Below are 14,717 nucleotides of genomic sequence, written 5' to 3'. Positions count from 1 at the left end.
TCGTTTTCTGTCATTTTTCAACGCTCATTTCCCTACTAGATCGATCATTTTAAGTATTCAATAGGATAGTTTGGTTTTCTAGAAAACCAAACTACTCCCCCAGAAATACCAATCAACAGATAACCTAAGAAAACAATTCGTTGATTTACTACTGTTCCTGTTTCGGGTAGCTTTTTTTGAGTGATCGCAGAAAGATCAGCGACTAGTGTCTGATGCTTGTTTGCTTCTTTTATTTCTTCAACAGTCGATCCAATCGTACCAGATACTCTGATATTGTGAGTGGATTGCACCTCTTCTGCCTTGACTATGGTGGAAAAGGATAAGCTAATAATAAGAAGTATGTGTAGCACCGATAAAATTTGCCATTTTTTACTTCTAGACTTCCTCATCTTACTATCTGATAGTAGATTTTCCATTTACTTTATTCCTCTACTGCAAAATTTAATACTAGTTTAAAACTCGGATTACTTTCTACGGAAGCATTTTTCGGTGCCGCATCCCCACTAAATCGGAAGTTACCAACCGTATGATTCCCCTCATTACCAGATAAGGTGAATAAAGGCGTAGCTGCAACTGTCGAAACTCCGTCTTTAAATAATTCGATCGTATTGATCATTAGTCGATCCACTTCGCTCATTTCTTTGACTTCTGTCACATTTGAAACGGAAGCTCGCACACTTAGCGCAGAATGGTTCGTCACGTGATAAGCCGGAGAAGTAATCTTTTTATGCTCAGATTCTTCTGTTGTCCGGAAAATAGCTGTCGTCGGTAGGGTCACATTGATCCATTGATCGAGATTTTCTGGATTTGGACCAGGCTTTGTATTATCAAATTCACCGATGATCCCCTTTATAGTGATATCTCCAGAAGTTGCGCCTTCTCGCCCATCGATGGTTTGGACTGGACTAGCAAAAGCGGTAATTCCACTAATACATACTCCTGTAATTGTTAGAATGCTTAATACTAATTTTGTTGCTTTTTTCATTTAGGTAGCCTCACTTAAATTGGATTAATTTTTTATCAATATGCTAATTTCTGCTTCGGTTACGCCTTGTTTTTCTTTGGTTTCTGGATCATAGATACTGACTGTCGCTGTTGCAGGATATTCTCCTTTTTCTAAAGGTCGCTTCAAATACACCTCTTCAATCAATTGATTGGGATAAATCGCGCCAGAAGAATAAATCACTTCTTTCGTATCATTGATCGTGATATCGACCGCAATCGGATAAACATTCGTGCCAGGATTGACGATTTCGATCGATCCACGACTTCTGCCATTTTCGAAAACTGCTTCTGGGTTGATCTGCAAGGTGAAATAATTTGCATCTGCTAGTTCTTGCGCACGCTCAGAAATCCGTAGATCACTCGCATCACCGATTTCAGGTAACAAATCCGCGCTGATAACTGGAGTGGGTCCTTCGTGACTAAACCAATACCAACTAGCAACAGCCATCACCATTAAAAAAACAAACAATAATAAGACGCCGTTCTTCCGTCGTTTCTTTTGTTGATTCCTTCGTTTTGTTTTACTCATTGGTTGAACGTCTCCTAGTTATTATCATTCTTTTATCTCGTACATTTATGCCCTCTATCTGGGAACAAATCGTAAAATCATACGATAGGTAGGAACTAATGAATCTTGATAATAGCCCCCTTGTTCATTGTCACTTTCCGAGATCCACTTAGGATAGGGCCCATAAAATCGACCGGTCAAATGGAAAGGGACACTTGAGTATGGTGCAACTTGTGCCAAGCGTTGTTCACTTCTTCGTCCATATAAAGAAATTTTGGTTTCATTAGACATCAACTGTAATTCCAATAGTGGTTGTTTGATATCAGAGAAGTTTTTCGGTTGTCCTTCTTGCAATGGCGCGTGATCTAAAGGATTTTCATCCTCTCTTAACAAGGTGACCCCTGCATCATCTTCAACAATGAACTGATTCACATACGTATCAACAGAAAGATCTGAATGATTACGGATCTCGTAATCTGGACTAACAAATTCACGATTAGTTTCCTCGCCTTGGTAGAGGGATTCGAACACCATTTTCGTCGGTATGGAAACTTTTAGATGATGGATCTTCGAGCTAACATCAAAGCCTATTGTAAACTGATAGGCTTTGTTTCCTACTTGAAATGTAGCAAAATACGTGCCATCGTCCACTTCATCCTTGGTTAAATCCGTAGCTACGATTTTAATTTCCTGACTGCGATCGTCCTGTGTCAAAACATCGTGTGCTGTTGCCTGACTTTCCTTCAGAATCAATTCATGGAGTTCTGCTTCACTGGTTAATCCCTCTAACTTCTTACGTTCTAATGTGAAGTGTTTTGCAGTGTAGTCGATCCCTTTAATTACCTTTTCGTCAATCGTCAAATCACCAGTTGTTTCGACGGATGGTTTAGCAACAGTGAGCGTTACCTCTGTGTCTGTTGCTAAACGCTCATTTTCTGCCAAGGGTATCTCAAACTGTCGTATTCGTTGATCTGCATCTTGGTAATCTCCCCACTTGATCCTCGGTGATTCTTTAGTTACACTGACTGTTTGTCCCGCTGTATTTTGGTAAGTGATTGTTCGACTATCCGTTACTTCTGTCATCCAGCCAGTGATTGCTGTTGATTGGTCACTTAATGGCTCTAATGCTGCCACTAATTCTTCCGGACGAGAACGTTCCCATACATAAGTTCCTGGATGATTTCCGTCATAATTTGCCATAAATTCGTTTGAATTCTCAAACGTGATTGTTCGAACTGAACTATCCAAGCTTTCTTCAAGCACCCATCGTCCTGTATATTCCGCTGTCGGAACGATAGTTCGTAAGCTGGTATTTCCGATAACTGTTTCTTTTCCTAATTTAAGGGATGAAAGTCTTGATGCAAGATAGAACATGCCCCTGATATCTTTATTTCTTGTGTCCCAATTGCTCAAGTCTAATTCAGTTAGCGAAAAGGAAGACATAAATAAATTGCTCATGCTAGAAACCTTACCAACATTCCATTGACTAACATCTATATCAACAAGGTTGGATGTCCACGCAAATGCATGAGTCAACGTTGTCACATTTGACACATCCCATTGACTGACATCTAGCTTTCTTAAATTGGTCATCCAAGCAAATGTGTGACTCATGCTAGTTACATTAGACACATCCCATTGACTAATATCTAGCTCTTTTAGTGCCGAAGTACGTGCAAACATCTCATCCATATTCGTGACCTTAGATGTATTAAAATTCCCTACACCTTCAATACTTTCTAACTGTCTTGCCCCGTTAAAAAGAGATGCGCTATTTTCCGGTAAAAATACCTCGTTGGTGACAATGATCGTTTCAACTTCGGAATGGCTTTTCCATGGCGCTTCTGGGACCGATCCACCGATTCCACCATACAAATGGATCGTTTTCGTTGCCTCGTCGTATTCCCAAGGGACAGTTCCCCATAACTGCTGGTTCTTCCGATAAGTATAGGTGACTATTTGCTCAACATTCGTGAAAACCCCTGTTGCATTTTCCGGTGCAACAAGCAATTCCCACCCTTCGATTTCTTTTGCTTCTGTACGATATGCTTCTCCGCTAAATCCCGTTAAAATATCGCTTTGAGCTATCTCATTACCCTCTTCGTCCACATACCTTACGACGACACTGCCTTGTTGCAAGCGTTCATAATTGGCTTGAACGCTCACAGGTCCCGTACCCATTCGTAAACTGGTATTCGCAAGATTACTGTTTGTAATCGTCGCTCCGTTTTGGGTTAGAAACTGCCAATTGTCAAACCGATATCCGACAGCTGGATTCGCATTCAAATTGATGGTTGCTCCTTGGGCAGCGGATGAAGCTGAAACCGTAGGATTGCCACCAATCGTTGGATTGGTCTGCACACTCACACTATGAGTGATTTGTTCATAGACTGCTCGAATGGACGAATCCCCTGCCCCCATCGTAATGAATGTACTTTGACTCGTTCGGTTTGCGATAGTCGTGTTTCCAGAAACAAGTTCCCATTGAACAAAGCGATATCCATTCGAAACGTTGGCATGGATCGTGGTCGTTTCACCTTGTGCCAGTATTGTTTGATCCGCTCTTGGATTTCCTCCAGCATTTGGAGAAGATTGGAAAGTTAAATTGTAAACCCTCTCATATATTGCTCGTATCGTTATCGTCTCATGCACTGGTGGTCCTATAGGGCCACCAGTTGAGATAGTAAGACTTGTTGTTTCTGCATTTAGATTGCCTATCGAAGCATTCCATCCGTTGATTAGCTCCCATCGAACAAAACGAAACCCTTGGTTCGGATTTGCACTGATAGTGTATAATAAACTTCCCCCTGGCGGAGTTATATGAGGTATAGAACTAGGTCTACCACCTTCTGAAGGGCTTGTTTCAAATGTGATTGTTGCATTTCTCTCTACTCCTAAACTTGGATCATTTTGGCTTTCGGGTGCAAGTTCACTAGTTTCTGATCCATAGGCAAAATGAAAAGGTAGATGGGTCAAAAGAATCACTAATACAGTCATTAAGATGATTATTTTTTTACTATTTATTTTGCTTTTCATTGGTACTCCTTAACTTTTAGCTGTTGCAACAAGCGAATATTCTTTCTTTGTTAGAGTTCTTATAAATTAACAACGTGACTATTCATCAGACAATTAATCATTGATATCTCTAATCGATAAAATTTTTAGCGATTAGAGATACTTTTTTTATGCGCGTTGCTCTTTAGGGGAAGAACTACGCAATTTCTCTGAACTTTTGCGTTGCATGATTTCTGCTGATTTGTTTACGCTTGCTTCCATTTTGTTTTGTAGCTTACTGGGACCGGCGATATTTGTCGCTAAGGAAGGTGTTAATGTTTTTTGCGTCAGTCTTCGTTGCTTCACTTCATGAGACGTCCCCGTGCGATCACTCACATTGAATAAAGCCTCTGCCTTTGAATAATCGCCTTTCATGGCTAGTAATCGAGCTTTTTGTGCGATATTTAAGTCATTTTTCAATTCACTGATCTGATTTTTTAATTGACGATATTTTGCGCGGTTAAAAATATACTTACTAAAAAAATTGATTCGCTGTTTTTTACTTTGTAATTCGGTTAATTCATTTTGTTTCGTGATGACTTTCATACTGTATTTCTCTAAACTATGATTTTTTATAATTGTTTCTTTTAATTCATGGATGTTTTCAAAAACGGAATGAGTATCTCGATAGTATCCTTGATTTTCTTTCCAGTTTTCAATGAAATTACCAAGTGCTAATTCACTTTGTGTTTGATGTTGTTTAAACCTGCCATAAAAATCCGAATCCTTGAAACTAGCATCCATCTTCAAGTCATATCTTTTTTTATGCATTGCGATTTTATCACCTAACTCATTGATATTTTTTTCATCTTTTGCTGAATCATACTGAAATTTATATTGATCAAAAAAAACAGATAATTTTTCAAATTGATCGTCAAGTTCATGATGGATCATTTTTTTGGCTTGTTTTAAATCTGCTTGAACGATTGGTGCCGTCTCTTTCATTTGGTTAGATACGTCTATTCTTTTTGTCGATTTACTACCCTGATCTGATTTAAGTCTTTCTGCTTCTCTTTCTTGAATCAACTGTGCTTTCTCCGCTTCATATTGTTCATAGCGAGGATCACTCAAATCTTTGAGGCGGTCTATTTGGGCTTGTTTCCGTGAGATTTTTTCCGTTAATTGCTCAATCTTCTCAGGGTCTGATTTTACCTCAGTAGCTATAGAGGTACTAGATGTAGCGGTTGACTGTCTTTCATTCTGTGCAGTGATTTGTTGTCGCAGCTTATTTCTCTCTGCTACTAAGCGATCATATTCAGGATCATTGATATCTTTTATACGTGCAATTTTTTGGTTTAATTTTGCGAGTTGTGCATCCATTATCATTCCCACTTTCTTAAAGAAATCCTTTATCTGTCTTTGCGAAATTATTTATGAACAAAATGACTTATTTCCTATTTTTTATTTTTCTTTAGTAACGAACGTTTGAATCCCTCTGACGATCGAACACTCTCCAAATAAACGCGTTCTTGCTCTCTCTTGTTTTCTTCTATCCTTTTCATTGTTTGGATTCGCTTAGTTTCGCGGCCGATTCTTCGTTGTTCATCACTCATACGCTCATGTTCCATTCTTTCTCCTCCAATCAGTATGGTTCAAATTGATCATGAAAATTCCTTATGATCTTTGCAATGATGGTCTTCTTGTTAACTGATTATTTTTTGATAATTGATTGATTTTATTACTTTTACTGATCGCCTCTTTTTTTACTGTAGCAAAACTTAATTTTTTGACTTTAGCAACGGATTGTTGTTTTACCGCTTTTTCTGACTTGACTTCGGCTGATTTAATTCTTCGTTGTGAAGATGTAGCTCCGATTCCGAGTGTTTTTATACTCTTTAATAGATCAAACTTCATGAAGTTCGCTCCTAATTTGTATAAAAACTGAAAAAGATTCCGATTGGTTTTTGTTGCGATATTTTTTACAACAGGCGCTTTTTCTTTCGTAGCTTCCAGCTTGACAGGTTGTTTTTTAGTTGCCTTTGTCGTGTTAGCAGATGCTTCTAAAGGTGATTGCTCTTTTTCTTTCTTTTTTGTGATTCTATTTTTGATCATCTTCGTCACCTTGACGACAAATCTTCCTAAATATTTTAGTCCCATAAAACCATATTTAGGTGTTTTCAACGATGTTTTTTGCAGCGATTTTACCTCTGGATCAGGCTGTTCATTGGTGATCATTAAATTCCTCCTTTAAGCCAATGATTGGTATCATTTGTTTTTACATTTAGTTCGCTTGTTTAGTTGTTTCCAAAAGACAAATGCAACGATTGACGTCCCTCCTACAGTTAAGGAAATTCCTGCTTGACTATTCAATCTTGGTAGCGAACGCTTCTCTTCTTTTCTTCTGATTGCGACCCCATCATTCTTTTTAGTTGAAGTTTTTTTGTCAGTTGTTTGGTCCACCGGTTTTGTTTCAGGGTGCTTTTCCTTATTATCATTAGGTTTGTCTTCCTCTGGTATCGGCTGCTCCTCATTTCTAACATAGATGAAATTTATCTCTTGCTCCTCATCTGTAAATACACCTGTAGGTTGGCCGATGGTTTCTTTCACTTCCCAACCAGCTATTTGCATTGGCTCCGCCTTAAAAGCTTCTCCCCAACGTCCAAGTAGAATGTCCATTCGATTTTTTTCAGGTGCTTCCTCAAAAATGTGGTTGACGACTACTTGACCGCCAACTTTACGCTCGTATTGGATCGTTACCGTTTGTGCTTGTTCCGTCACTGTCACTTGTGGCAATTCACCTTTTACTCGCCAACCGGATTCCGTTCTAGGTGTCAACTCAAAGCGATCGCCCACATTTCCTACGTCTGTGAATCGCTCACTGCTATTCATAGTCGGATCACCGATATATTCGTGGTTCACTGTGATCGCTCCGCCGGTTTGACGTTCATATTGGATCGTTACCGTTTGTGCTTGTTCTTTCACTGTTACTTGTGGCAATTCACCTTTTACTTGCCAACCGGTTTCCGTTCTAGGTGTCAAGTCAAATCGATCGCCCACATTTCCTACGTCTGTGAATCGCTCACTGCTATTCATAGTCGGATCACCGATATATTCGTGGTTCACTGTGATCGCTCCGCCGGTTTGACGTTCATATTGGATGGTTACTGTTTGTGCTTGTTCCGTCACTGTCACTTGTGGCAATTCACCTTTTACTCGCCACCCGGCTTCTATTCTAGGTTTCAAGTCAAATCGATCGCCCACATAGCCAACATCTGTGATTCGCTCACTGCTATTCATAGTCGAATCACCGATAAATTCATGGTTCACTGTGATTGCTCCGCCGGTTTGACGTTCATATTGGATGGTTACTGTTTGTGCTTGTTCCGTCACTGTCACTTGTGGCAACTCACCTTTTACTTGCCAGCCAACTTCTGTTCTAGGCGTCAAATCAAATCGATCGCCTACATTACCGACATCTGTGAATCGCTCACTCGTATTCTTAGTCGGATCACCGATAAATTCATGGTTCACTGTGATTGCTCCGCCGGTTTGACGTTCATATTGGATGGTTACTGTTTGTGCTTGTTCCGTCACTGTTACTTGTGGCAATTCACCTTTTACTTGCCAACCGGTTTCCGTTCTAGGTGTCAACTCAAATCGATCGCCCACATTTCCTACGTCTGTGAATCGCTCACTGCTATTCATAGTCGGATCACCGATATATTCGTGGTTCACTGTGATCGCTCCGCCGGTTTGACGTTCATATTGGATCGTTACCGTTTGTGCTTGTTCTTTCACTGTTACTTGTGGCAATTCACCTTTTACTTGCCAACCGGTTTCCGTTCTAGGTGTCAACTCAAATCGATCGCCCACATTTCCTACGTCTGTGAATCGCTCACTGCTGTTCATAGTCGGATCACCGATAAATTCGTGGTTCACTGTGATCGTTCCACCTACCGTTGGATTCTTTGTATAGATAAATTCAACAAGTCTTTCCGGACCAGCTGTCATCTGACCAGAATTACTTGCACTTCCAGAAGATAATCTGCTATAGGTATATCCCGGAATGGCTGGTGGTGTATACGCATAGTTTTGTCCAACATCCATTTGTTCCACTAACGGATCTCGGAGTTCATTCCCTGCCTCATCGATATATCTCACTCTGATTGAATTTTTTGTTCGCAATGACAATGTGCCCAAATTAAGATTAGTAAGTGTAATACCCCCTACATTAATCGGTTTATTTCCAAAAAAATCAGCAGTTGTTGGATCAATTGCCCATGTATCTAAATAAAGCGAACTCAAGTTAAGATTGATTGAGTTAGTATGACCATTTGTAGCACTCACCTGAGTCCTAGTAACTGTCACATCAACTCTTGTAAGATTTCCCGTAGTCGGGCCAACTACCCTGCTAATGGTCACTCCCGAAGGAAGATTTGTCGCGGTCACATCACCTATACTAAAATTACCTGTCAGATTAGGTGCGTTTCCATAATGCATCTGAGTATAAAAGTAATTGGGTACAGGTGTATTTCCACTCTTGCCTCCCGTCAGTGCTGGAATCCAGCCACCTCGATCTGTTACCAGGGCATAGGTTGGAATATTAATCGGAAAACTCACACTATCTCCCACATCAACCCCTAAAGAACCATCTATTTGTGGTATAGCAATGATTTGTTGAGAGATTGCGTTTTCTCCTTCGTCATACAACCATGCTCGTAAGCTCTTTCCTTGATGGATTTCATCGAGCATATAATCGTTAAAAGCAGCATAAACACTCACTGGAAAATGCAAGAGCAATAAGATGACGCTAAATATGCTCATTAGTTTGATTTTATTCATTGGATCTCTCTCCGTATTCTTTATTTTTCAAAAGATATTTGACCTTTCAGTAGGGGCTTGCCACTGACATTATTACTCTTTGAAATTGCTTTTTGTTTGATTGAATCAAATGCCTCTTTGACGGCTGGCTGACGATTGTTTCCTTTATTCTGTTCAGCAATCTGTGGATTACTTTCAGATTTCATAGTATTCACCCGATGTCTTGCAGCTTCACTTAATTGATTCGTCGCACGGTTTTCACGAGCTGACTGTGATGGTGGCTCATGAATATCCGCTTTCACATGAAGTGTTTCATGGGTATTGAAGGAATTCGACCGACTTGAACGATTCGATTCATTTTGGGTTTTATTTTCTGTCTCTTGACCATAGACCCATGCATACGGACTTTTATCCGTTGACTTCGTTTCGGCATTAGCCACTTTCATTCCATCTTCTTTCGATTCAGCACTTTTTATTGAAGAATTATCATGAACAGGTGCAAGATCATTTTTATCCACTGTTTCATAGGCTTTATCAAAATTCTTATCTACCTCTAAAGAATTTTTTTCGATTGTTTCTTTTTGTGTCGTGGTTTCTAATGTTTGATCTTCTTTTTTATAAAACTTTCTTTGTAGTGCATGCAGTCCTTTACTCAAGGCAGTCACACCAAAGGAAACCGCAAGTGCCATTGCAATAACTGAAGTTACTTTGTACATAAATAAAGGAGTTGAAGTGGCTATCGCAAATATATATGGTGCTACTACTGGTGTCAGTGCGATACCAATTCCTGCTACAACTATCCCAACACCAAAGATGATGGCGAGAGATTTCCAATTTCTTTTAAAATAACCCTTTACAGATTTGTCTTTTTCTGAATTTTCAGGACTGCCTTTTTCTGATGAGTGATTCTGTTGTTTTGTTTTTGCTGTTTCTTTCTCATGAGCGGCAGTTTCTCTTTGAATCGATTTTTCTTTTGGATCAATCACTCGATCTTCTAAGTTTCTCTGGCGACTTCGTTCTGACTGGCGATAGTTTTGTATTCTAGAACGAAGTTTACGAATATAGTTGATGAGTTTTGGCCCATAAACGGCAGTCAAAATAGTACCATAAATAAACAGAGTTAGTGGTAGTCCATACATAGCAAGGTAAGCTGGAACGATACCTAAAATGCCAGTTACCCACATACTGATTAACGGCCAAGATGCTAATGGTAGTAAGTTCAACAAAAGTCTTCCGATTTGAATGGCTCGGCTTTTTTTTGTGTGGATTTTCTTTTTTTGTGTATGCGGTCCTGACTCTGGCAATTCTATATCGTCATCCATAAAATCGGTTTCTGTAGTTTTATCCGTTTTTTCTGAAGCATTCTCATTTAAACCAAGAGTACTACTACTAGCGTCTATTCCATGTTTATCTAAAGGATCAGTTATGTTTTCCGACTGTTTTTTATCCATTCCTCGAGTGGCTATGCTCGCTTCATCCAGTTTCGTTGGTTTCGGTTCCCCACCTTCACTCATCTGATTTCTCATTTGGCTGTTTTGAGTGTCTGAGGAAGATTCCTCTACTGGCACGTTGGAACTATCTGTTTGAGTGTTTGTTTCAGGTGGTTCTTTCTCTATTGGATTAAATTTGAGTTTATCAGCTAACAATTCACGGATTTTTTTTGTGTTACCATCAACAATACCTGTTTGATCAGCAGAGAGAGCAGTAGGTTGGTTGCTTGATTCTTTTCTACGATCTAGTTGATCGGATGTAACACTTTCTTCCGATTTTTGTCCATCACTACTTTTTACAGCAGGATTTTCAAATTGGCCCCGATGTTGGCGAAATGTCTCGTTAGCCAAGCCATTTTGTTGCTGTAATGTTTCATTAGATACACTAGCTTCAGTTTCTCTCCCAGTTCTGGACTCGTACTGTCTTCGCATCGCTTCAACTCGACCCGTGGATTCTGGAGCAAGGCGGTCGTTAGAAAACTCATTCGCTTTTTCAAACCGATCTCTCGCTGCTTTCACTTGTCCCGTGGGTTCTGGAACTGGGCGGTCGTTGGAAAACTCATTCGCTTTTTCAAACCGGTCTCTCGCTGCTCTCACTTGACCCGTGGATTCTGGAACTGGGCGGTTGTTAGAAAACTCATTTGCTTTTTCAAACCTGTCTCTCGCTGCTCTCACTTGACCCGTGGATTCTGGAACTGGTCGCTCATCACGAAGGACATTCGCTTTTTCGAACCGTTCTCTCGCTGCTCTCACTCGTCCCGTGGATTCTGGAGCTGGTCGCTCATCACGAAGGGCATTCACTTTTTCGAACCGTTCTCTCGCTACTCTCACTCGTCCCGTGGATTCTGGAGCTGGTCGCTCATTAGGATGATCGTTCGCTTTTGCAAACTGATCGCTCGCTGCCTTCACTCGTCCCGTGGATTCTGGAGCTGGTCGCTCATCACGAAGGACATTCGGTTTTTCGAACCGTTCTCTCGCTGCTCTCACTTGACCCGTGGATTCTGGAACTGGGCGGTCGTTGGAAAACTCATTCGCTTTTTCAAACCGTTCTCTCGCTGCTCTCACTTGACCCGTGGGTTCTGGAATTGATCGTTCATTGCTAAAGGCGTTCGGATTTTCAAACTGATCTCTCACTGCTTTCACTCGACCCGTGGATTCTGATGCAAGGTGGTTATCACTTTTTACACTGGAATTTTCGAATCGAGTGCGACGGTTTTGAAATTCTTCGTTCGTCATGTCGTTTTGATTCGATTTTGTTTCGTTTGCAGATGCTGAATCATTCGTATGAACTGCACTTCCGTTTCCTTTACGTACGATTTCGCTACTGCCATGCAGGGTGGTAGCTCTTTGATAAGAAGTTCCTTGATGTTCACTTTCTCCACGACCCTTTTTCTTGGAAAACGCTGGTTCATTGCTTGTACTAGTCAGGTTTACGAATCGAGCACGACGATTTTGAAATTCTTTGTCAGTCCTACCAGCTCGACTCCATTCTACATTGTTTGTCCTTAATGAGTCATTGTTATCTATCCTACTAGTTTGACCTTCATGTACTAGCTCACTACTTCGTTGCTGCCTAGGTGGATTTTGATAAGCAACTGTCTGATAATCATACGGTTCGCTTTGGGTTGTTCTCTCTATGACTGGTGGTTCATTACTTGGTCCAGGCATATTGCCAAATCGGTCTCGATATCTTTGAAATTCTTCGTTCGCCCTACCAGTTTGACTCCATTCTGCATTGTTTGTCCTCAATGAATCATTGTTATCTATCCTACTAGCTTGACCTTTTTGCACTAGCTCACTACTTCGTTGCTGCCTAGGTGGATTTTGATAAGTAGCTGTCTGATAATTATCCGGTTCGCTTTGGGTTGTTCTCTTTATGACTGGTGGTTCGTTACTTGGTCCAGGCATATTGCCAAACCGGTCTCGTCGTCTTTGAAGTTCTTCGTTTGTCATGCCGGTTTGATCCGGCTCTGCTTTATTTATGGGTGATGATTCATTCGTATAGACTGTACGTTCGTATCCTCTACGCACAAACTCGCTAGTACCTTTTAATGGAGGAGATTTTTGATAAGATGATGTTCCTTCATTTCTTTGGTTCTGTCGATCTGTCGGTTGATTTTGCCTATTTTGAACATTCGGTGAATCATTCGTTTGCGAGGTTCTCCATCTAGACGACTTTCGACTTTCTAATGGTGAATGATCATTTGTTGAATGATTCAGACCTTCATAGTATTGGCGCAATCGGTTGACTGTCCCTGATGGTACTTCAGCTGAATGGGGTTCTTTATTATAAGAACGTTCTTTTTCAAATCGTTCTTTTAAATCACTCACTTTAGGTCTTTGGTGCTGTTCTTCTTTTGTAGATTGATTCGTAGTATGGGCCAAATTTACGTACGTCGCGACATTCTCTTTTATCTGCTCATTGGATAAAGCTTCTTGCTTTCCGTTGTCTCTTTTATTGAGTGTTGCTTGTTCTGCAAATCTTTTTTCCTGTTCCGCCACTAATTTAGGACTTACCAATTCATCAGATGCTTGTAATGATGTGTTCGACGTAAAAGTAGGTGGCACTTCTTTTGAACTTGTTTCTCGCTCACGTATATTTTCTTTTAAGACCATCATCCGCGATTTATATATGGAGAATCTCAGCGCATTATAGTCTGATGGATCAATGCCTTGGATCATTCTTTCAAATGATTTTTTTAAATCATTTGTCTTTTCTTCATTCACTTCTTTTCGTGAAGAAATCAAGTCTAGAACGAAGTGGAATTCTTCTCTCAAAGTTTCAGAGTTGCTATCCAATATTGCTTTTGCTTGAAACTCATTGAATATTTTTTCTTCATGAGGTTTTACTGATTTTATTGAAATATCTTTGTTTAGATATTCTTTAAGATAGTCTTCATATTTTTTATAAAACATCGGTCTCCTCCATTCAACGAAGAATTTTTTAAGAGTCGATTAACCATTTAAGCGATGTTCAAGCAACTGTTCTAAAGATGTATTTTCTTCCCTATATACACCTGTTTGAGTTAATCGCACTGCTTGATGTGGTTTTTCGTAATTATTTACCCATAAAAACATTCCTGGGAGGGAATTCATGCGATACCCAAATTCTGTTTCTTCTAATGTGATTTCAAATTTTTTAACTGCTGAATTTTCATCGGTGACTGACAGTTCTAACACACATGACGTCTCAGAAATATCTTCAGAAATGACTCGATAGTAAAAAGTTCGACTTATTTCGTCTCCGTCATCCACTTTTCGTTGAACAAATGTATCTTCTGTGAAATCAATCAACACTTGACTATTCATCGTTGTACCTGTCCAACTACCTTGAAGTAACACGTCATTCCATTTCTGACTAATCATCTCGTTCACTTCATCACCACCAGAATCCATCATTTCTTTTGCTTTCTCCATCAATTCAACACTTGGATAGAAATAGGTAATGTCCCCCTCATTGTCTTTATAAAAGAAGATCGTTTCCCCTAGCCTGGTCATCAGCTCAAAAGTAACTTCCTTCTCGTCTTTGTCGGTCAACACAAGTTTTGTATCCACCAAGCGATAATTACCGGTTGAGAGCCAATCAGTACTCTGATAGGTCCCATCATTTTTTAATTCTAAGACCATGCCATCCGCTCGATCAGAGTACCAAATCCCTCTATAGACTAAGGCTTCGTTTTTTTCCACTAAATTTAGGTCCTCTTTTTTTTGCTCATTTACAGACAAGGGTTCACTATTTGTAGTAGATCCTGCGTTTTCATCCGTATTGCGATGAAAAAATAGCGAGTAAAAAATAAAACTGAACATTGCGATGAAAATACCGACAGCTATAAACACGATTCTTTTACCTTCTTTTGACTCAACTATATTTTTTATTTGTTTCATTGTTCATCCTTTTC

General features: G+C 39.9%; 10 protein-coding genes. All 10 read right to left on the bottom strand.

Going from position 1 to position 14,717, the window contains the following annotated elements:
• Positions 1 to 44: 44 nt before the first annotated feature.
• Positions 45 to 416 (bottom strand): hypothetical protein, encoded by a 372-nt coding sequence (locus IGJ95_RS06640; protein WP_438761589.1) that lies wholly within the window; start codon positions 414 to 416, stop codon positions 45 to 47.
• A 5-nt stretch (positions 417 to 421) separates the two neighbouring features.
• Positions 422 to 985 carry a hypothetical protein gene (locus IGJ95_RS06635; protein WP_153829870.1) on the bottom strand — a complete coding sequence of 188 codons (564 nt, stop codon included), beginning with the start codon at positions 983 to 985 and terminating at the stop codon, positions 422 to 424.
• Between the two features lie 24 nt (positions 986 to 1,009).
• A complete protein-coding gene (locus IGJ95_RS06630; protein ID WP_371740692.1) occupies positions 1,010 to 1,459 on the bottom strand; it encodes a hypothetical protein in 450 nt (149 codons plus the stop codon).
• A 129-nt stretch (positions 1,460 to 1,588) separates the two neighbouring features.
• Complete coding sequence (locus tag IGJ95_RS06625) at positions 1,589 to 4,549, bottom strand: InlB B-repeat-containing protein (RefSeq protein WP_438761587.1); 2,961 nt, start codon at positions 4,547 to 4,549, stop codon at positions 1,589 to 1,591.
• Between the two features lie 147 nt (positions 4,550 to 4,696).
• Positions 4,697 to 5,887 carry a hypothetical protein gene (locus tag IGJ95_RS06620; protein ID WP_153829872.1) on the bottom strand — a complete coding sequence of 397 codons (1,191 nt, stop codon included), beginning with the start codon at positions 5,885 to 5,887 and terminating at the stop codon, positions 4,697 to 4,699.
• 74 nt (positions 5,888 to 5,961) lie between these two features.
• Positions 5,962 to 6,135, bottom strand: coding sequence for a hypothetical protein (locus tag IGJ95_RS06615; RefSeq protein WP_023519596.1), 174 nt, complete (start codon positions 6,133 to 6,135; stop codon positions 5,962 to 5,964).
• Positions 6,136 to 6,181: 46 nt separating this feature from the next.
• Positions 6,182 to 6,742, bottom strand: a complete 561-nt coding sequence (locus tag IGJ95_RS06610) for a hypothetical protein (protein WP_023519595.1) — start codon at positions 6,740 to 6,742, stop codon at positions 6,182 to 6,184.
• 30 nt (positions 6,743 to 6,772) lie between these two features.
• Positions 6,773 to 9,349, bottom strand: coding sequence for a MucBP domain-containing protein (locus tag IGJ95_RS06605; protein ID WP_438761585.1), 2,577 nt, complete (start codon positions 9,347 to 9,349; stop codon positions 6,773 to 6,775).
• 20 nt (positions 9,350 to 9,369) lie between these two features.
• Positions 9,370 to 13,734 carry a hypothetical protein gene (locus IGJ95_RS06600; RefSeq protein WP_438761583.1) on the bottom strand — a complete coding sequence of 1,455 codons (4,365 nt, stop codon included), beginning with the start codon at positions 13,732 to 13,734 and terminating at the stop codon, positions 9,370 to 9,372.
• A gap of 39 nt (positions 13,735 to 13,773) precedes the next feature.
• Positions 13,774 to 14,703: a hypothetical protein gene (locus IGJ95_RS06595; RefSeq protein WP_062805300.1), complete on the bottom strand. Its 930-nt coding sequence runs from the start codon at positions 14,701 to 14,703 to the stop codon at positions 13,774 to 13,776.
• Positions 14,704 to 14,717: the final 14 nt, after the last annotated feature.

The organism is Enterococcus sp. AZ156, assembly GCF_051714165.1.
GTDB classification, from domain to species: domain Bacteria; phylum Bacillota; class Bacilli; order Lactobacillales; family Enterococcaceae; genus Enterococcus_B; species Enterococcus_B pernyi.
This window is presented reverse-complemented; position numbering and strand designations above follow the sequence as displayed.